Raw genomic sequence first — 19,151 nt, forward strand, 5'->3', positions numbered from 1 at the left:
GCAGGCATGAACCGGACAGCGGCCACGGCCCAACGAGGCGAAAAGACCGATACCGCCCAATTGCTCGGCCGGGTCGGGATGGCCTGTTACGGGCTGGTCCACCTCGTCCTCGCCTACCTCGCCCTGCAGGTCGCGTTCGGCAGCGGCGAGCAGGCCGACCAGAAGGGCGCCCTGCAGGAGATCGGCTCGACGGCGTTCGGGCAGGTCCTGCTCTGGGTGCTCGCCCTCGGCCTGGTGCTCTTCGGCCTGTGGCAGTTCATGATGGCCGCCGTCGGCTACACCTGGGTCAGCGGCGGTAAGCGGACGCGCAAGCGGATCGGCGCCGGCGCCCGCGGGGTCGTCGTGATCGCGCTCGGGTTCTCCGCCTTCAAGATCGCCATCGGCAGCGGCAGCGGCGGTTCGAGCAACCAGACCCAGCAGGAGTTCACCGCCAAGCTGCTCCAGCTCCCGTTCGGGCCGGCGCTGGTGGTCATCGCCGCCGCGGCCGTGCTCGGCGTCGCGATCGCGTCCGGCGTCAAGGGCGTGAAGAAGAAGTTCCTCGAAGACCTCGACATGACCGATCTGCCGGGCAAGACCAAGCGCTGGGTCACCTGGCTCGGCCAGGCCGGCTACCTCGCCAAGGGCGTCGTGCTGGCGATCGTCGCGATCCTCCTCGCCTACGCGGGGTTCAACGCCGACCCGAACAAGGCCGGCGGGCTGGACGCCGCCCTGAAGACGCTCGCCGCCCAGCCCTTCGGCACCGTGCTGCTCAGCGTGGTGGCACTCGGCCTCGCCGCGTTCGGCGCCTACTGCTTCGGCGCGGCCTGGGCGCACAAGCGCTAACGCCGCGCCAGCCGGGCGAGATACTCCTTGCGGTCCAAGGGGTTCTCGCCCGTGCGCGGGCGTGCCGGCGGCTTCCCGGGGTAGCGCCGGTAGTCGTCGAACTCGCTCAGGAAGACGCCTTCGCCCTGGGTGAGCGCGGGCAGGGCCTGCGCGAACTCGTCGACGTGGCCCGCCGGGACGGTGCCGTGGAGCATGCACGATGTCGGGCCCATGACGGGTTCGCCGGGGACCGCCCGCAGCTCCGCGAGCTTGAGCAGCACGGCGCTGACGGCGTGGGCGGGGATCTCCAGCTCGAAGCGGTGCACCGGCTCGTACACCCGTGTCCCGGCTTCGCGCAGGGCCGCCATCAGCACAAGCGGCGTCATCTTGCGGAAGTCGCCCGCGGCGCTGAGCGGGCTGAAGTACGCCGTGTGCGTCAAGGTCACCGCGCAGTCGAGCACCTCCCAGCCGTGCAGCCCTTGTCCGAGCGTGCTGTGGACGGTCTCCTCGATCGCCTTGTGGAACGCCAACGGCAGTGAGCCCAGCTCGACCGACAGGCCGAACGTGACGCCCGAGCCCGGCGGCCCCGGCTCGACCCGCAGCCCGACCGTGGCGAAGAAGTACAGCCGCCGCGCGGGATCCATCTCCTCGACGGCCGCGCCGGTGCCGATCGGCTTCTCGACGTACAGGGTGCTCGTCGGCTCGAATTCGGCGTCGATCCCGGCGCCCTCGGCCAGCATCGAGCGCAGCACCTCCTTCTGCACCTCGCCGTAGAGCCGCACCGAGACGTCGTGGTCGCGCCGCCGGACGTCGATCAGCGGGTCCTCTTCGGACAGCCGGGTCAGCGCGGTGAACAGGGCCGCGGCCTGCTCGGGCCGGACCGGCCGCACGACGGTCTCCAGGGTGGGCGGCGCGAACGCTCCGTCGCCGGTGGCGCCGGGGGAGCCGAGCCGGTCGCCGATCCGGACGTCACGCAGGCCACGCACCCGGGCGACGTCGCCGGCGAGCGCCATTCCGCCCCCGGCGACTTCGATCGCCGAGACACGTCCGGTGAACTCGGTTTCCCCGCGGTAGAAGGAGATCCGCTGCCGTGGGGCCAGTGAACCGGAGTGCAGGCGCGCGTAGGCGATCTTCTCCCCGGCGCGGCCGCGGTCGATCTTGAACACCGTCGCGTGCAGGGTTCCGTCGCCGGTGCGGTCGACGGACGGGAGCAGCTCGGCCATCGCCGTGACGAGGTCACCGACGCCGGCGCCGGTGACCGCCGAGCCGGACAGCACGGGGTGCAGCGTGCCGCGGGCGACTTGCCGGGCCAGCTCGGCGCGGCAGGCCGCCGCGTCGACTCGGTCGTCCACATAGGACTCCAAGAACGTGTCGTCGCCGTCGGCCAGCAGTTCGGCCAGCTCGTCGGACGACGTGGCGGGGCTCAGCGCGATCGCCCGCGGCGCCAGCTTCGCGCGGATCTCGTCGAGCAGGTCGCGTGCGCCCGGCCGGTCGATCTTGTTGACGAAGACGAGCGTCGGAATGCCGAGGCGCCGGAGCGTCCGCATCAGGACGCGGGTCTGGGCCTGGACGCCTTCGACGGCGGACACCACGAGGACGGCGCCGTCGAGCACCCGCAGGGCGCGCTCGACCTCGGCGATGAAGTCGGAGTGGCCCGGGGTGTCGATCAGCGTGATCCGGGTGCCGCCGGTCACGAACGAGACCACCGCGGAGCGGATGGTGATGCCGCGACGGCGTTCGAGGTCGAGGGAGTCGGTCTGGGTGTCGCCGCCGTCGACGCTGCCGAGCCGGGCGATGGCGCCGGCTTCGAAGAGCAGGCGCTCGGTCAGGCTGGTCTTACCGGCGTCGACGTGCGCGAGAATGCCGATGTTCAGGGTTTTCACGGGTGCGGGAGATCCTCTGGGATGCGGTGGACAGGCCGGGTCGGACGGTCTGTCGGCGCATCGGGGTCTCCTCACGGTCGTGGACGCGGATCAAGGGGACGATAGCTCCGCGAGGGGCCGCGCGAAACCGGATTCGGTCCCTGTCGGTTCCCTGTCGATCACCCTCCGGAGCTTCGATCACGGGTGCCGGGTGCCCTACTTTGGGTCGGGTCAGTTGAAATTTCACCGACTTGGGAGTGGGACCGGATGTTCGGACGATTCAAGGACGTGGCCCTGTTGCTGGGGAGGATCGGCGTCGCGGTCGTCTTCCTCGCGCACGGGATCCAGAAGTGGAACAACGGCGTCGACGGCACCGCGAAGTTCTTCGCGGTGACGGGCATCCCGCTGCCCACGGTCGCCGCGATCTTCGCGATGACCGTCGAGATCCTCGGCTCGATCGCGTTCATCGCCGGGTTCCTGATGCCGCTGGTCGGCGTCGGCTACGTCGTGATCTCGGTCGGCGCGCTGCTCTCGGTGCACATCGACAACGGGCTCACCGGCCAGGGCGGTTACGAGCTGGTCCTGGTGCTCGCGCTCGCCGGCCTGGCGCTGGGCTTCAACGGCGGCCGCCTCACGCTGGACCACCTGCTGTGGGGCCGCAACCGCGCCCGCCGCACCGCCGAGGCCGGCGAACTCCAGAACGCCTGACCGCGCAAGTCCGTGAAGGCCTCCTTGAGGGACTCAGAGTCCCTCAAGGAGGCCTTCACGGACTTCAGGCGGGGAGGTCGGCGGTGGTGCGCTCGGCGTCGCGGCGGGCGGCGAGCTTGGCCGGGTCCGCGTTGCTGACGTGCACCAGGTGCGCGCCGGCCGCCAAGGGGACGAGCAGGCCGTCGAGGATGCCCTCCGGCCCGCTCCAGTCGCGAGTGGACAGCACGCGGTCGTCCGCGGTCAGACCGAGTTTCGCCGCGCGGGCGCGGGCTTCCGCGAGAATTTCGTCCACTGTGGACTCGAACAGCGCCGCCGTGTCGCCGGGGATCGGGAACAGCGGCCGGTACTGGTCGCCCGCCAGCCGGGCCTCGGTCAGGTAGTCGAACGCGCCGCCGCCCGGCGGCTCGTCGAGGCCGCGGCCCATCGGGTCGAGCGTCACGACGGCCGTCGCGGCCGCGCCGGTCGGTTCCGGGTCATCCGGCCCGACGAACGCCACCCGCGCGCCCGAGCCCTCGGTCACCACGCGGGCACCGCACCACCACGCGCCGAGCAGCACGCCGACGGTCTGCCAGTGCGCCGGCAGCTGCACGGCGACGGGGTCACCCGGCTCGACGTCGAACTCCTCGGTCAGCCAGTTGGCCGTCTTCGCGGCCCAGTTCACGGTCGTCGCCACGGACAGCTCGACGCGGCTGCCGAGCTGGTCGTCGTAGTGGGTGATCAACGGCTTGGCGGGCGAGGCCTGCAGCGGCCGCAGCAGCTCGTCGGTGAGGCTCATGCGCCAAGGCTAAGGCGCGGACCACGGACCTCGCCGGTTGACACCGGATCACGCCGCTGAGTAACTTTGCTTTGCAAGCAAATATATTGACGGACTGGGGACGACCATGACCATCCTTGTCACCGGCGCGCGCGGAAACGTCGGGCGGGCCGTCGTCGACGCGCTCGTTTTCGCTGGTCAGGACGTACGAGCGTCGAGCCGTGACGCCGCCGCGCTCGACGTCCCGGCCGGCGTCGCGACGGTGAGCGCCGACCTGGAACGCCCGGAAACCCTCGACGCCGCGCTCGACGGCGTCCGCTCGGTGTTCCTCTACACGCAACGACAGGGGGTCGAGGGCTTCGTGAAGGTGGCCGAAGCGGCCGGGGTGCGGCACGTCGTGCTGCTGTCGTCGGGCGCGACGCTCGAACCGGAGTCCGCGCGGAGCCGGATCGCCCAGCTGCACCGCGTGGTCGAGGAGGCGCTGATCGCGGCGTCGTTCGGGGAGACCCTGCTCAACCCCGGCGCGTTCGCGACGAACACCCTGGGCTGGCGTGCGGACATCGCCGACGGCGTGGTCCGGACCGCCTACCCCGACTCGCGCATCGGCGCGGTCCACGAGCGGGACATCGCCGACGTCGCGGCGAAGATCCTCGCCGACGGCTCGCACGTCGGCACCGCTCTGCGGTTGAGCGGGCCGGAAGCGATCAGCTTCCGCGAGCAGGCCGGCGTCCTCGCCGACGTCCTCGGCCGGCCGCTGCGGGTCGAGGAGCTGACCGCGGAGCAGGCCGCCGCGCGGATGGTCGCGCTGGGCTGGCCGCCCGAGGCGCCGCCGGAGATCCTGCGCGCCTGGGCCCGAACGTCCCGGGAGCCGTCGGCGGTCACCGACGTCGTCCACGACGTCACCGGGAACGCACCGCGCACCTTCCGCCAGTGGGCCGAACACCACCGCGCCGACTTTGCGTGACAAAGCCGCACTTTCCCTAGGAAAGATGCGTCCGCGGGGGCCGGTGACGCATCTTTCCTAGGGAAAGTGACGATTTTTGGGGCTCTAGTTGACGCATGGGACGGTTGGGGCTGTTGTGGTGCTGGCCGCGCCGCTGCTCGAGCCGCCGCCGGCGGGCTGAGCCGCGCTGCGTCCGGCCAGGCCGGCCACGAACTGCCGGACCGCCTGCGGGTCGATCTCGACGATGCTCTGGCCGTCTTCGCTGCGGCCGTTCGCGGTGATCACCGGGATCGTCGCGAACGTCAGCTCACCCGACGCGATGCCCTTGGCCTGCTGCGCGAACTGCAGCAGGTCGAGCCCCGGGTCGAGGGTGAGCGACCGGTGGACGACGTCCGTCAGGTTGCTCAGCGTCCCCGGGCTCGTCAGCGTCCCGGCCGAGAGCACCTGGTGCAACGCGGAGGACAGGAACGCCTGCTGCCGCACGATCCGGTCGAGGTCGCCGCGCGGCAGGTTCTTGCGTTGCCGGACGAAGGAAAGCGCTTCGCCGCCCGAGACGGTCTGCTCGCCGCGGCGGAAGTTCGCGCCCGAGTCCTTGTCCTCGGTCGAGTGGTTCAGGCACACCTTGACGCCGCCGAGCGCCTCGGTGAGCAGGTAGAAGCCCAGCAGATTGACCTCGGCGTAGTGGTCGACGCGCACCTGCGTGAGGTCCTGCACGGTCTGCACCAGGACCCGGCGGCCCTCGGTGTCGGAGTCGCGCTCGATCTTCGCCTGGTCGCGCTCGCCCTGTGTCCGCAGCGTCTGGGCGAAATGCGCCTTCGCGATGCCGTACGCCGAGTTGATCTTGGCCTTGCCCCGGCCCGGGACCTCGGTCCAGGTGTCGCGCGGGATCGAGACGGCGGACGGCTTCCCGCCGTCCTTCGGCACCCGCAGCAGGATCACGGTGTCGGTGTTGACGGCGCCGTTGTTGGCTTCGGTCCGCAGGTCGCGCAGCACCCGCGCCGGCAGCGCGTTGCCCTGCGCGTCCGTCCGCGCGTCGCTGCCGACGAGCAGGATGTCGTCCGCGCCGTCGTCGGCCGGCGGGGGAGCGGGCTCGCCGGCCCGCGGGGTCAGCGCGTCGGTCGTCGGGACGGTGCTCTGCAGCTGGTCCTTCGTGACGTAGGCGTAGCCGCTCGCGCCCAGGGCGAGCAGGGAGACCAGGCCGACGGCGAGCCGGCGCGTCACCCGGCCGGCGCGGCGGGCCCGGGACGGCGCGGGTTCTTCGGGGACGGCCTGACGCGGGAACGGCGAAGGCTTCCACTCGGCTTCGTCGCTCTGCGTCACCGCCTCGGCGGCCGGTTCCGGCTGTTCCTGCGCGTCATCCACCCCTTGTTCCCCTCCCCGGGCACACTGAGTACTCAGTCTAGTTGACGCAGGGGACGTCGCCCGCCGTGATCGGCGGCGCGGCGGGGGGAGCACTCGGTGGGGTGGTGGTCTGGACCGGCGGCTTCGACGGCGTCGTCTGGGGTGCGCCGCCCGAGCCGGCGGCCGAGCTCTTGAAGTCCTTGCCCAGCAGCACGCGCACGTGCCCGGCGGTGACGTCCTTGTCCGGTTCGGCCTGGACGCCGGTGCCCAGGACCTGCTTGACGAGGGCCAGCGCGGTGTCGTCGGCCGGGTTGTACCGGACGACGGTGGTGGCGCGGGTGCTCAGCTTCTGGTCGGCGGGGAGGGTGAAACCCTTGCCCTGCAGCAGCGAGTGCGTCTGGGACGCCAGCGTCGGCGTGCCCGAGCCGTCGAACAGCTCGACGGTGACGGCGTTCGCGCCGGGCAGCTGCGCCGGCGCCGGGGTGGCCGGGGTGTCGCCGTCGGACGTCAGGCGCGTCACCTCCGCCTGCACCGCGGCCGGGTCGACGCGCAGCACGTCGGCGCCGCCGATCACCGCGTTGCCCTGGGTCGGGATGGTGTGGAACTCGATGTTGCCGCCGGTCAGCCCGCGCATCTGCTCCGCGAACTCGCTCAGGTCCCAGCCCTGGGACAGGACCACGGACTTCTTCACCGCGGACACCAGGTCGGCGATCTTCCCCGGGCTGGTCAGCACGTCGGTCGAGATCACCTTGTGGGCGAGCCCGGACAGGAACGCCTGCTGGCGCGCGATCCGGTCGAGGTCGTAGTTGGGCAGGCCGTAGCGCTGGCGGACGAAAGCGAGCGCTTGCACACCCTCGATCGTCTGGCGCCCGCCCGGCAGGTCCACGCCGGACTTCGTTTCCTTGACCGGGCCCTTGAGGCAGACCTCGACGCCGCCGATCGACTTCGTGATCTCGTAGAAGCTCGCCAGGTTCACTTCGGCGTAGCGGTCGATCATGCCGGGCTTGCCGATGAACTTCTCGATCGTCGCGATCAGGTTCTTCCGCCCGGCGACCTTCGCTTGCGCGTCGGCCTGCTTCAGGTCGGTCATGCCCTGGCGCTGCAACGTTTTGTAAGTGTCCGTGTACGCGTAGACGAACGCGCTGTTGAGCTTGTGCTTGCCGTAACCGCCGGTCAGCTCGACCCAGGAGTCGCGGGGGAACGAGATCGCGACGGCACGCTTCCCGTTCTGGGGGATGTGCACCAGGATCATCGTGTCGGTGTTCAGCTCGCCGTCGGAGACGCCGGCGTGCAGCATGTCCAGCACTTCGCGCGGCAGCGGGTTGCCCTGCGCGTCGGTGCGGCTGTCCTGGCCGACCAGGAGGATGTCGACCGCGCCGTCGAGCGGCTTGGCGTGCGCCGACGTGTCGGCGAAGACGTCCGTGGTGGTCAGGCCGGTGTTCGGGTCGCCGATGAAGTGCCAGCCGTACCAGGTCAGCGCCAGGATCGCGACGGAGAGCACCGACACGACCACCTTGGCGCCGCGGCGGGCGAGGATGGCGACACCGTGGCCACTGCCCTGCTTGCGGCGCGCCGGGACGGGCGGCGCAGGCCAATCGGTCACGCGCTTCCTCCCCTGTGAACCCCGTGCTTCCCCCAGGGCACCCCTGTGCTCCACCCCGGACTCTACTGAGGGTGTTGTGGGACCTCCGTAGGCTGGGGGCCGGTTGCCCCCGATGGGGGCCGAGGAAAGGCGGGAAGATGCGGGTCCTGGTCACCGGGGGTGCGGGCTTCATCGGGTCGCACTACGTCCGGCAGGCGCTGAGCGGCGCGTACCCGGCGCTGCGTGACGCCGAGGTGGTCGTGCTGGACAAACTCACCTACGCCGGCAACGAGGCCAACCTGGCTCCCGTCGCCGACGACCCGCGGCTGCGGTTCGTCCGCGGCGACATCTGCGACACCGCGCTGGTCGCCGAGGTCATGAGTGGTGTGGACCTCGTGGTGCACTTCGCCGCGGAGTCGCATGTGGACCGCTCGATCCTCGGCGCCGCCGACTTCGTGCTGACGAACGTGCTGGGCACGCAGAACCTGCTGCAGGCGGCCCTGGAAGCCGGCGTCGGCAAGTTCGTGCACGTCTCCACCGACGAGGTGTACGGCTCGATCGAGACCGGCTCCTGGCGCGAAGACCAGCTGCTGGAGCCGAACTCGCCGTACTCGGCGTCGAAGGCGTCCTCCGACCTGGTGGCGCGCTCGTTCTTCCGCACCCACGGGTTGCCGGTGTGTGTCACCCGGTGTTCCAACAACTACGGTCCGTACCAGTTCCCCGAGAAGGTCGTCCCGCTGTTCGTGACGAACCTGCTCGACGGCCGGAAGGTGCCGCTCTACGGCGACGGGCTCAACGTCCGTGACTGGCTGCACGTGGACGACCACTGCCACGGCATCCAGCTGGTCGCCGAGTCCGGCCGGGCGGGCGAGATCTACAACATCGGCGGCGGCATCGAGCTGACGAACCGCGAGCTGACCGAGCGGCTCCTGGACGCGGTCGGCGCGGGCTGGGACAGCGTCGAGCCGGTCGAGGACCGCAAGGGTCACGACCGCCGCTACTCGGTGGACATCACGAAGATCGGTGAGGAGCTGGGGTACGCTCCGCGCGTGTCCTTCGAGGACGGTCTGGCCGCGACAGTGGCCTGGTACACGGACAATCGCGCGTGGTGGGAGCCCCTGGCGGAGCGGGCCGCGCTCAAGAAGTAGAGGATGTGCTCGTGCGGCTGACGGTGCTCGTGCCCGGTGGTTCCGGACAGCTCGGCCGGGATCTCGCCGCGTTTTCGGGCGGCGACGTGGATGTCGTCGCGCCGGGGTCGGCGGAGCTGGACCTGACGCAGACCGGCCAGGTCCTGGCCGCGGTCGGCGCGCTCGCCGACCGGGCACGCGAAGCGGGAGCGGCGCCGGTCGTGATCAACGCGGCGGCGTACACGGCGGTCGACGCGGCGGAGACGGACGAGGAGCGCGCGTTCGCGGTCAACGCGGACGGCCCGCGCGTGCTCGCCGCGGCGTGCGCGTCCCGCCGGGTGCCGCTGATCCACGTGTCGACGGACTACGTGTTCCCGGGTGACGCTTCGGCGCCGTACGAGCCTTCGGACGAGCTGGGCCCGCGCAGCGCGTACGGCCGCACGAAGGCAGCGGGTGAGGACGCGGTCCTCGGCTCGGGCGCGTCGTCCTGGGTCGTCCGCACCGGCTGGCTGTACGGCAAGTCGGGCACGAACTTCGTCAAGACCATGGCCCGGCTGGAAGCCTCCAACCCGGAACTGTCCGTTGTGGACGATCAGGTCGGCGGTCCCACCTGGACGGCCGACCTCGCGGCGGGGTTGCTGGAACTGGCCTCCCGCGCGGCCGCCGGCGACGGCCCGGAGCAGCGGATCCTGCACTGCACGAACGCGGGTTCGGTGAGCTGGTGCGGCTTCGCCCGCGCCGTCTTCACCCACCTGGGCGCGGACCCGTCGCGGGTGAAGCCGTGTACGACGGAGGAGTTCCCGCGCCCCGCGCCGCGGCCGGCGTATTCGGTGCTGTCACCGGCTTCGTGGAAGGAAGCGTGGCTGACGCCCCTGCGCCCGTGGGAAGAAGCCCTGGACGCGTACTTCGCGGCCGAGTGAGCGGCTGAATGCCGAATTCGTGAATGAGGCCTGCGCCGGCGATTATCCGTAGGGCTCGATCGGCGGGTATGAAGACTTGGGTGGCATCGGTAGGCTACCCGGCATGGCGGACGGTGATTTGTTCAGCGGCGGCGGTACTCCCTGGGGGCGTCGAAAGGGGAGTTTTCCGTTCTTGCCAGGTGGACACGAGAACTACTTGGCGGTGCTGCGGACCGCGCTTAAGACGATGACTACACCGGTCGCCAAGGAGTCTTTGATCTCTTGGGGAGGCCCGGATTCCTTGATTCCGGCCTCGGAAGCGATGAAGCACCTTGCACCGGCGGGTCTTGTGCTGAGGAACTCAGACGACACTGTCGAAGTCGCTGATGAAGCCCGTCGCTGGTTGGAGACAGACGATTCCTCGATTCTGGTCGAGATCTTTCATCGCAACCTCCGCTTCGTGGGAGAGTTGCTGAGCGAGATCGATGGTGAGGGTTTGACCTGTGCTGAGATCGCTGAAGTAGCACGTCGCCACTACCAACTGGATTGGGCGACGCTCGATCAGATCAATCGGCGCACATACTGGCTGCGTGCTACGGGTGTTGTGGAACTTCTCTTCACCGGGAAAGTGGTGCTCACCGATCGTGGAAGAGAGGTTCTTGCTCGGCTCACGACCGCCGGGCGCGACCAGTTCGAGCTCGTTGATGGCCAGCCGGATTCGGAAATGCTCGAACAGTTGTCTCCCGTTGTTACTGCACTGCTCGAAGACGCCGCGAGACGAGGTTTGGCCGGACGTGTAGGTGCGGGTATGAGCTACGTTCCCAAGGGTGGCCAATACAGCACGGTGGAGTCGTTGGCTGCGCAGGTGGATGCTGCGACACCTGCCATCGAGCGTAGTGACTTCATGGACTTCTGTTCTCGCGAGTTCACGGCCAAGCCGAGCTCCTCGAGTTCCGCGCTAGATACCGTGCGCAACACCGGACTCGTTGCTCAGATCGGACGGGACACCTTCGCCGCGACCGAGGCCGCGCGCGCATGGCGCGCGTCGAATGCCGTCCTGGACCTGGTCGGAGTCGTGCATGCCAGTATCCGTTGTGTTGGTGAGCTGCTCCCCATGCTCGAAGAGACCCGAACTGTCGGGGAACTCGCGGAGATGGCGCGTGTGCGGTTCGGCGGCTTGGTGCTCAAGACACCGGTGTTGCGCAACCGCCTTCAACTGCTCCGTGAAGCAGGCCTCGTCATGCAGCCTTCGTTCAGCTCGTACCGGGCCACAGCGAAGGGGCGCGTCTTCGCGCGAACACTTCCGCTTGAGTCCGAAATTTCTGCCGAGGTGGAGGAAGTGCAGGAGAGCAGCGGTGGGACTTTGGACTTTGTCGTCCAGGACCTTATCGATGCCGCAGTCGACACCGCCCATTTCGAGAACTTCGAACGCGCACTGACGGCTGCTTTCCAGTCGATCGGCCTCGATGCGGAGCATCTCGGCGGCTCTGGGCGCACCGACATCTTGATCACGGTCCGACGAAGTCCGACTGAGCTGGTCCGGATCATCGTTGACGCCAAAGCCACCAAGAACCAGGCTATTCACGAGGGGGCGGTGGACTTTTCCACGCTGGTTGAGCATCGTGGCCAACACCAAGCTGACCACGCTGCGTTGGTCGCGATCGGATTCGACTCCGGGCGCGTCAGGAGTCGAGCTGCGGCCACCGGGATAGCCCTGATCACTGTGGATGAACTCATCGGCGTGATCGAGCGTTGCCGGGTTGAGCCGCTGGCTCCCGTTGAACTCGTGAACATGTTCGTCCCAGCGATGAAAGAGAAACTGTGGTCCGATGCCGACCGGCGAGCTGAGATCATGGCGGCAGTAATCGTGGCTGTTGAAGATGAGTCAGAGTACGTCGCGGAAACCGGAGGAAATTTCTCCACGCGAGACATTCACCGGGCCTTGAGGCGATCGGTTGAGCCGTCACCTGACATGACTGAAGTGCAAGACGCACTCAACCTACTTGCTTCGCCGCTCGTCCAAGGGATCAGGCCCGAAGGTAAGAACGGATACCTGCCGGGGTTCCCTGCAGAGTCAGTGGCAGCGCGCTTGCGCTTCCTTGGCGCGGCGGTAAATGGAGTGACAGCGAAGGAGTGACGTATTCGAAGCCGGGTCAGTGGCGGCCTGAGGCGAGGCGGTACGCGCCCACCGTCAGTTCCGCGCACGTGTGCCACGTGAAGTTCGCCGCCTGGGCGCGCCGTGCCGCGGACGTCGCCACCGCGTGCGGGTCGATCACCGCGGTGCGCAGGGCTTCGGCCAGGCCGTCGACGTCGCCGTACGGGACCAGGCTCGCGCAGTCGCCCGCGACCTCGCGCAGGGCCGGGATGTCCGTGCACACCACCGGGACGTCCGAGGCCATCGCCTCCAGCACCGGCAGCCCGAAACCCTCGTCGCGCGAGGGCAGCACCAGCGCCGACGCGCCCGCGACCACCGTGCGCAGGTCCACATCGGACAGGTAGCCGGTCTGGCGCGACCGGGCCGTGCGGGGGAACGGGCCCGGGCCGGCGAACACCAGGTCCGGCAGGTCCGGGGCCGCCTCATGGGTGCGGACCAGCCAGTCCAAGCCCTTGCGCGGGCCGGCCGCCCCGGCGAACAGCAGGTACTTGTCCGGGAGCCCCAGGCGCGCGCGGCGCTCGTCGTCCGGCGGGCGCGCGGTGAACCACGCCGGGTTGACGCCCAGCGGCGTCACGACGATCTTGTCGCGGTCGACGTCCAGCCGCGTCGCCACCGCGTCCGCGACCGCCGAGGTCGGGGTGCAGATGACGTCCGCGCGGCGCGCGCCGCGGCGGACCAGTTCCGGGAGGTCGCGGTCGCTCGGGGCGAGCTCGGCGGGATGGTCGAAAAAGGCCAGATCGTGGATCGTGACGACGCCCGCCGCGCGGAACCGGCCCGGCAGCACGAAGTTCGTGCCGTGCACGACGTCGGTCGAGCCGGCGAACAGCTCCACCGGCGGGAAGTCCGAGCGCAGCCACGTCATCCGCAGCAGCCGCGCCGCCACCGGCATCCCGCGGGCCCGCACGCCGTGCGGGAGCACGTGCCGCAGCCGCCGCCAGCCGCGCAGCGTGAACGCCACCGCGCGGGTGTCCACCTCGGGGTTCGACGCCAGTTCCTCGCTCAGCGCGGCGGTGTACCGGCCGATGCCGGTGCGGGAACCGAGCAACGGCGTGCCGTCGAGGAGGACGCGCAGCGGTTTAGCCACGACGCATCCGTTGCCTGGCAACCTTGATGACCCGGCCGCCGACACGCCGGGCCAGCTCGGACGGCCCGCCGTCGGCCAGGTACTCGCGGATCAGGTCGGTGTCGCGGCGCAGCATCGCCCGGCCGCGCACCGCCGGCGTCGTCACCAGGTCGGCCGAGCCGGGCAGCCGGTCGGCCGCCGGGCGCGGGTCGCGGCAGAACTCGACCAGCGGCTTAAGCGCCTCCGGCCAGGCGTACCGCTGCGCCACCGCGGCGATCCGCTCGACGCAGCCCGCGGCGAACTCCTCGTCGTACAACGACTTTTCCAGCGCGTCGGCCAGCGCCCCGGCGTCTTCGGCCGGCACGACGACGCCGAGCTTTTCGGCCCGCACCAGGTCGGCGAACGAGTCGCCGTCGGTCGTGACGATCGGCAGCCCGGCCCACAGGTAGTCGAGCACCCGGGTGCGGAAGGCGAACGTCGTCTCGACGTGCTCGTAGTGCGTGGTGACGCCGCAGTTCGCGTCCAGCAGCCAGTTCTGGCGCTCCTGGTAGGGCACCCACTGCTCGTTGAAGTAGACGTGCTTGTCGGTCAGCCCCAGCGAATCCGCCAGCCGGATCGTCCGCGCGCCGATGTCCATTTCGGCGACCTCGGGGTTCGGGTGCTTCATCCCGAGGAACACCAGCCGGACGTCGCCGCGGCGACGGCGCAGCTCGTCGATCGCGCGCACCAGCGTCAGCGGGTCGAACCAGCTGTACACCCCGCCCGCCCAGATCACGACGTGGTCGGTGCCGCCGATGCCCAGCGCCGAGCGGAGACCCGGCCCGGTCCGGGCGGGCGCCTCCGGCGACAGCCCGAACGGGACGACCGCCAGCAGCGACTGCGTGGTCGGGTCGGCGTCGTAGAGCCGCGGTGAGAGACGGCCGAGCGCGGCCAGGTGGCCGAGCCAGAAGTGGCGCTGCCGCTCGGACGCGCAGAGGAAGAAGTCGCCGCGTTCGAGCTGCGCGTCGAGGACCTTCGTGACGCCCACGAGGTCCGCCGCGCGCTTGTCGTCGGCGACGCCCTTGCCCTGCTCCAGCAGTTCGAGGTGCATCGGGTCGTAGAGGTCGGCGACGACGATCTTGCCCGAGTGCTGCTTCTTCAGCGACGGCGCGAGTTCGAGCACGTGCCCCTGCAACACGACGACGTCGGCCCAGACGATCGGCGCTTCCAGCTCGTGGCGCTTGCCGGCGCTGACCCGGAACGGCGCGGGCGGCGGCGTGGCCAGCGGGTTCGTCGTGACGAGGTGGACGTCGTGCTCGGCCGACAGCGCGAGCGCGATGTTCCAGGCCCGGATCGCCGGGCCGGCCATCCGCTCGGTGAGCGCGTCGCCGGTGATCACCAGGATCTTGCGGCGCTGCCCGAAGGCCTTCTCGATGCCGAACGCCTCGACGAGGATGTCGTGCGCGGCGAGGTAGCGCGGCAGCGGGTACGCGGGCTCCAACGCCTTGCGCAGCAAGGGAAGCAGGTCGGCGTCGGTGCGCACCCGCGCGGCCTGCTCGACCGCGCGGGACGCCGCCAGCGACGGCAGCAGTTCGACGAACTGGTCGATCGCGAGGATCCCGGCCAGCGTCGTCCGCGGGATCGCGACGTCGCCGGATTCGATCGGGCCGACGCCCTTCTCGAGGTCGAGCTGGGTCGCGTCGAGGTCACCGCGGGCGGTGGCCCGGCGCACGGCCAGCGCGAGCGCCGCCGGCAGCGCGCGGGCGAGCGTCTCGTCGGCGAGGTTCTTGTACAGCGCGGCCAGGGCGTTGCGCTCCAGCAGGAAGGTCTCGCGGCCGGTCTCCGGCGCGTCGACCGAGGTCATCGTGCCGTGGTGGCGGTGGTAGGTCAGCGACTCCGGCACGTACCGGACGCGCCAGCCGCGCAGGTTGAGCCGCCACCCGAGGTCGACGTCCTCGTAGAACATGAAGAACCGCTCGTCGAAGCCGCCGAGCTCGGCGAACACGCTCGCGCGGACGAACAGGGCCGAGCCGGTGCCGAACAGGACGTCCTTCGCGACTTCGTGCTCGGCGGCCGGGACGTCGGCCAGGGGGCTGCCGGCGTGGCGCTTGTAACCCATGCCGAACCAGGTCAGGCCGCCGTCGACGAAGTCGGTGCCGGTGCCGTCCCAGTCGAGGACCTTGCTGGCCACGGCGGCGACACGCGGCTGCGAGCGCAGCTCGGCGACGGCGGCGGAGACCCAGCCGGGCGCCGGGCGCGCGTCGTTGTTGAGGAAGGCGACGACCGTGCCCTTGGCGTGGCGGGCGCCGAGGTTGCAGCCGCCGGCGAACCCGGTGTTGCGCCCGGCCTCGATGACCCGCGCGCCGGGGACGGCCTCGCGGATGCGCGCGGCGTCCGCGCTGCCCGGGGTGTTCTCGACGCAGATCAGCTCGAGTTCGGCGTAGTCGTGGTCGGCGAGCGCGCGCAGGCAGGTGATCGTGTCGTCGGCGCCGTGGTAGTTGACCACGACCACCGAGACGAGCGGTTGCTGTTCCCCCTGCGCCAAAGCCAGCTCCTTCGTCGGATTGGGCCCAGCTTACTGTGCCGGTAGTTGCCAATCAGACCGGCAGCCACGGCGGAAACCGGCACCACGAGCAGGACGGCTGCGGTCCGTCTCCGCCTACTTTCGGCCGGATTGACAAACCCCGGCCCACGCCTCCCAGACCGCGCCTCGGCCCAGCGCCGCGCGACGGCCGATCCGGCGCCGGGCCAGCAGCGTCGCCGGCAACCGCGCGCCGACCTCGGCCAGGACCCGGCAGCGCAGGCCGAACCGGAAGTTCGCTGCGGCCGGGCGGCCCCGCCGCAGCGGCAGCACCGCTGTCAACACGGCGAACCGGAGCAGCTGGTTCAGCGCGACGCCGCGGGGTGCGCAGCGCAGCAGCATGAGCAGCCGGTTGCGCTCGTTCCAGCGGTGGAACGGCACCGAACCGGGCTTGCTGCTGACGCCGTGGGCGTGCCGGACCCGGGCGTCCGGCGCCGCGACGACGTCCCACCCGGCCAGCCGCAGCCGCCACGCCGTGTCGGTGTCCTCGTAGTAGCAGAAGAACTCCGCCGGGACGCCGCCCACCGCGCGCAGGGCGTCGACGCGCAGGAGCGCCGCGCCGCCGCAGAAGCCGAAGACCTCGCCCGCGGGTTCGGTGAGGTCGGCGCCGTGGCCGTCGGCGGTCAGCCGCACCCCGGCGGACTGCACGGCGCCGCCGGGCAGCACGAGCAGGGCCGTCGCGGCGGCGGCCAGCGGCGACTTCCCGAGCGTGTCTTCGAGGGTTTCCAGCCAGCCGGGCTCGGGTTCGGCGTCGTCGTTGAGCCACGCCATCAGCGGCGTTCCGAGCGCCTCGACGGCGACGGCGAGCGCGCCCGCGTAGCCGCTGTTGCGAGGGAGCCGCACGACCCGCGGCTTGCTCGGGTGGGCCGCGAGCAGCGCGGCCGTCCCGTCGTCGGAGGCGTTGTCCACCACGAGCGTCCGATGTGGACGCGTCTGCGCGGCGAGCGCGTCGAGGCAGGCGGTGACGTGCCCGGCACCCCGCCAGGTCACGACTACCACCGTGGTGGCGGGATTCGGCGTCACGTCCCGCACAATAGCCGCGTGCCCGAACTGGTCGTGCTCGCCGAGCAGCTCCTCGCGCCCGTGCCCGGTGGCACCGGGCGCTACACGGCCGAGCTGCTGCCCGCGCTCGCGAAGACCGCGCCGCCGGGCTGGACGGTGTCCAGCGTCGTCGCGCGGCACGCCGACGTGAGTGTGGCCGAGGCCGAGGGCGTCGAGGGCCCGCGCGTGCTGCGGCTCCCGCCGCGCGCGCTGATCGGCCTCTGGCAGCTGGGGATCCCCTGGTGGCCGGGCGGCGACGCGGTGCACGCGCCGACGCCGTTCGCGCCGCCGCGCGTGCCGGCCGGGCGGACGCTGAGCGTGACCGTGCACGACACCGTGCCCTGGACCCACCCCGAGACGCTCACCGCGCGCGGCGTCAGCTGGCACCGGTCGATGATCGCGCGGGCCGCGCGCCGCGCGTCCGGGCTGGTCGTGCCGACGCGGGCGGTCGCCGACGAGCTGGCCGTGCTGGTCGACGTCGACGTCCCGGTGCGCGTGGTGCCGCACGGCGTGCGCGTGTCCCGGGCCTCGGCCGAGCTGGAACTGCCCGGGCGGTACGTGCTGGCCGTCGGCACGATCGAGCCGCGCAAGGGCATCGACGTGCTGGTCGACGCCGTCGCCGCGCTCGACGGCACGGTGCTCGTGCTCGCCGGGCAGCCGGGCTGGGGCGGTGTCGACCCGGCCGCGCTGGCCGCCGAGCGCGGCCTGCCGCCGGAGCGGCTGCGGGTGCTGGGGAAGGTGACCGACGCCGAGCTGGCGACGGTGCTGCGGCGGGCGAGCGTGCTGGCCGTGCCGAGCCTCGCCGAGGGCTTCGGGCTGGGCCTGCTGGAGGCGATGGCGGCCGGCGTGCCGGTGGTGCACACCGACGTCCCGGCCCTGGTCGAGGTGGCCGGTGGCGCGGGCATCACGGTCCCGCGCGGCGACGCGACGGCCCTGGCGAAAGCACTGCGCGAGGTGCTCGGGTCACCCGAGCGGGCGGCCGAGCTCACCCGTTCGGGGCGCGAGCGCGCGAAGGCGTTCACGTGGCGTCGCGCCGCGGAAGCCGTCTGGGCCATCCACCGCCGGCCACGGGATTAGCCGGTTTGCCAGTTCCCCACCATGACGCAGCGTCGCCGCCGTACCCTACGGGGGTGAGCGATGATCCCCGGGTCCTGATCGACGCGACCGCGGTGCCCGCGGACCGCGGCGGGGTGGGCCGGTACGTGGATTCGCTCGTCGCCGCGCTGGACGCGGACGGTGCCCGCGTCACCGTCGTCTGCCAGCCGCGGGACCTGCAGCTTTACGATCGGCTGGCGCCGGGGTCACGCATCGTGCCCGCTTCGCCGTCGACGACCACCCGCACCGCGCGGCTGACCTGGGAGCAGGCGACCCTGCCCCGGCTGGTCCGCCGCCTCGGCGCGGACGTCGTCCACTCGCCCCACTACACGATGCCGCTGGCGACGTCGGCCGCTTCGGTCGTCACGCTGCACGACGCGACGTTCTTCACCGACGCCGTCCTGCACTCGTCGGTGAAGGCCCGCTTCTTCCGCGCGTGGACGGCGACAGCGCTGCGCCGCGCGACGCTGTGCGTGGTCCCGTCGGCGGCGACGGCGGCGGAGCTGGCCCGCGTCAGCCCGGTGCGGCACGCGTCGGTGGAGGTCATCCACCACGGCGTCGACACGGAGCGGTTCCACCCGCCGTCCCCGGCGGAGGTCGCGGCCGCGCGCGCGGCCGTCGGCCTGGGCCGGACGCCGTACGTGGCGTTCCTCGGGGCGCTGGAGCCGCGCAAGAACGTCCCGGCGCTGATCCGCGGCTTCGCCCGCGCGGTCGCCGGGAGGGCTGATGCCCCGGCGCTGGTCCTGGCGGGCCAGCCGGGCTGGGACACGCAGGTGGAGCGCGCGCTGGACGCGGTCCCGCACCGCCTGCGCGTGATCCGCGCGGGCTACCTCCCGTTCGGGACGCTGGCGGGCTTCCTGGGCGGGGCTTCGCTGGTGGCGTACCCGTCGCTGGGCGAGGGTTTCGGCTTGCCGGTCCTGGAGGCGATGGCGTGCGGGGCCTGCGTCCTGACGACGCGCCGGCTGTCACTGCCGGAGGTGGGCGGCGACGCGGTGGCGTACTGCGGAGTGGGAGCGGGCGACGTCGCGGCGGCGATCGCGGAGCTGCTGGCCGACCCGGGCCGCCGGTCGGAACTGGCGACGGCGGCGCAGCAGCGGGCCAAGGAGTTCTCGTGGGCGACGACCGCGGAGCGGCACCGGGAGGCGTACGCCAAGGCCTGGTCCCGCCACCTCCGCACCCGCTGACCGCCTTCGGCGGTGGTAATCTGACGGTGCGAGGTC

General features: G+C 71.3%; 15 protein-coding genes. 8 read left to right on the top strand and 7 right to left on the bottom strand.

What is annotated here, in order from left to right:
- Positions 1 to 6 precede the first annotated feature (6 nt).
- The gene (locus OHS18_RS35880) at positions 7 to 822 is read left to right on the top strand and encodes a DUF1206 domain-containing protein (RefSeq protein ID WP_328445012.1); all 816 of its coding nucleotides are present in this window, start codon (positions 7 to 9) and stop codon (positions 820 to 822) included.
- On the opposite strand, the gene OHS18_RS35885 is transcribed toward OHS18_RS35880, so the two are convergent.
- Positions 819 to 2,684 (bottom strand): translation factor GTPase family protein, encoded by a 1,866-nt coding sequence (locus tag OHS18_RS35885; RefSeq protein WP_328613765.1) that lies wholly within the window; start codon positions 2,682 to 2,684, stop codon positions 819 to 821. The two genes, OHS18_RS35880 and OHS18_RS35885, sit on opposite strands and share 4 nt — an antisense overlap.
- Positions 2,685 to 2,930: 246 nt before the next feature.
- Here OHS18_RS35885 and OHS18_RS35890 point away from each other — a divergent pair, with 246 nt between their 5' ends.
- Entirely contained in the window at positions 2,931 to 3,371 is a 441-nt protein-coding gene (locus OHS18_RS35890; protein ID WP_328613766.1) for a DoxX family protein, read from the top strand.
- Between the two features lie 64 nt (positions 3,372 to 3,435).
- On the opposite strand, the gene OHS18_RS35895 is transcribed toward OHS18_RS35890, so the two are convergent.
- A complete protein-coding gene (locus OHS18_RS35895) occupies positions 3,436 to 4,146 on the bottom strand; it encodes a TIGR03089 family protein (protein WP_328613767.1) in 711 nt (236 codons plus the stop codon).
- Between the two features lie 106 nt (positions 4,147 to 4,252).
- On the opposite strand from OHS18_RS35895, the gene OHS18_RS35900 reads away from it, so the two are divergent.
- Positions 4,253 to 5,089 carry an NmrA family NAD(P)-binding protein gene (locus OHS18_RS35900; RefSeq protein WP_328613768.1) on the top strand — a complete coding sequence of 279 codons (837 nt, stop codon included), beginning with the start codon at positions 4,253 to 4,255 and terminating at the stop codon, positions 5,087 to 5,089.
- A gap of 84 nt (positions 5,090 to 5,173) precedes the next feature.
- On the opposite strand, the gene OHS18_RS35905 is transcribed toward OHS18_RS35900, so the two are convergent.
- Positions 5,174 to 6,430 (bottom strand): LCP family protein, encoded by a 1,257-nt coding sequence (locus OHS18_RS35905; RefSeq protein WP_328613769.1) that lies wholly within the window; start codon positions 6,428 to 6,430, stop codon positions 5,174 to 5,176.
- Between the two features lie 37 nt (positions 6,431 to 6,467).
- Positions 6,468 to 8,012, bottom strand: a complete 1,545-nt coding sequence (locus OHS18_RS35910; protein WP_328445002.1) for an LCP family protein — start codon at positions 8,010 to 8,012, stop codon at positions 6,468 to 6,470.
- Positions 8,013 to 8,149: 137 nt separating this feature from the next.
- Here OHS18_RS35910 and rfbB point away from each other — a divergent pair, with 137 nt between their 5' ends.
- The 3 genes from rfbB (at position 8,150) to OHS18_RS35925 (ending at position 12,154) form a co-directional block, all read left to right on the top strand.
- Positions 8,150 to 9,139 (top strand): dTDP-glucose 4,6-dehydratase, encoded by a 990-nt coding sequence (gene rfbB / locus OHS18_RS35915; RefSeq protein ID WP_328445001.1) that lies wholly within the window; start codon positions 8,150 to 8,152, stop codon positions 9,137 to 9,139.
- 5 nt (positions 9,140 to 9,144) lie between these two features.
- Positions 9,145 to 10,038, top strand: a complete 894-nt coding sequence (gene rfbD, locus OHS18_RS35920) for a dTDP-4-dehydrorhamnose reductase (RefSeq protein ID WP_442874302.1) — start codon at positions 9,145 to 9,147, stop codon at positions 10,036 to 10,038.
- A gap of 103 nt (positions 10,039 to 10,141) precedes the next feature.
- Complete coding sequence (locus OHS18_RS35925; protein ID WP_328613770.1) at positions 10,142 to 12,154, top strand: restriction endonuclease; 2,013 nt, start codon at positions 10,142 to 10,144, stop codon at positions 12,152 to 12,154.
- 16 nt (positions 12,155 to 12,170) lie between these two features.
- Here the strand turns inward: OHS18_RS35925 and OHS18_RS35930 are convergent, their stop codons facing one another.
- The 3 genes from OHS18_RS35930 to OHS18_RS35940 all read right to left on the bottom strand — a co-directional run bounded on the left by OHS18_RS35930 (position 12,171) and on the right by OHS18_RS35940 (position 16,827).
- Positions 12,171 to 13,256, bottom strand: a complete 1,086-nt coding sequence (locus tag OHS18_RS35930; protein ID WP_328444996.1) for a glycosyltransferase family 4 protein — start codon at positions 13,254 to 13,256, stop codon at positions 12,171 to 12,173.
- Positions 13,249 to 15,759 carry a glycosyltransferase gene (locus OHS18_RS35935; RefSeq protein ID WP_328613771.1) on the bottom strand — a complete coding sequence of 837 codons (2,511 nt, stop codon included), beginning with the start codon at positions 15,757 to 15,759 and terminating at the stop codon, positions 13,249 to 13,251. Before OHS18_RS35935 ends, OHS18_RS35930 begins: the two co-directional genes overlap by 8 nt.
- A 114-nt stretch (positions 15,760 to 15,873) precedes the next feature.
- Entirely contained in the window at positions 15,874 to 16,827 is a 954-nt protein-coding gene (locus tag OHS18_RS35940) for a glycosyltransferase family 2 protein (RefSeq protein ID WP_328613772.1), read from the bottom strand.
- Between the two features lie 9 nt (positions 16,828 to 16,836).
- On the opposite strand from OHS18_RS35940, the gene OHS18_RS35945 reads away from it, so the two are divergent.
- Both OHS18_RS35945 and OHS18_RS35950 read left to right on the top strand, forming a co-directional pair.
- Positions 16,837 to 17,913 (top strand): glycosyltransferase family 4 protein, encoded by a 1,077-nt coding sequence (locus tag OHS18_RS35945; RefSeq protein ID WP_328613773.1) that lies wholly within the window; start codon positions 16,837 to 16,839, stop codon positions 17,911 to 17,913.
- A 53-nt stretch (positions 17,914 to 17,966) separates the two neighbouring features.
- The gene (locus tag OHS18_RS35950; protein WP_328444989.1) at positions 17,967 to 19,115 is read left to right on the top strand and encodes a glycosyltransferase family 4 protein; all 1,149 of its coding nucleotides are present in this window, start codon (positions 17,967 to 17,969) and stop codon (positions 19,113 to 19,115) included.
- The last annotated feature ends 36 nt before the right edge of the window (positions 19,116 to 19,151 follow it).

Origin of the sequence: Amycolatopsis sp. NBC_00355, from assembly GCF_036104975.1 — a bacterium.
Lineage (GTDB): Bacteria > Actinomycetota > Actinomycetes > Mycobacteriales > Pseudonocardiaceae > Amycolatopsis.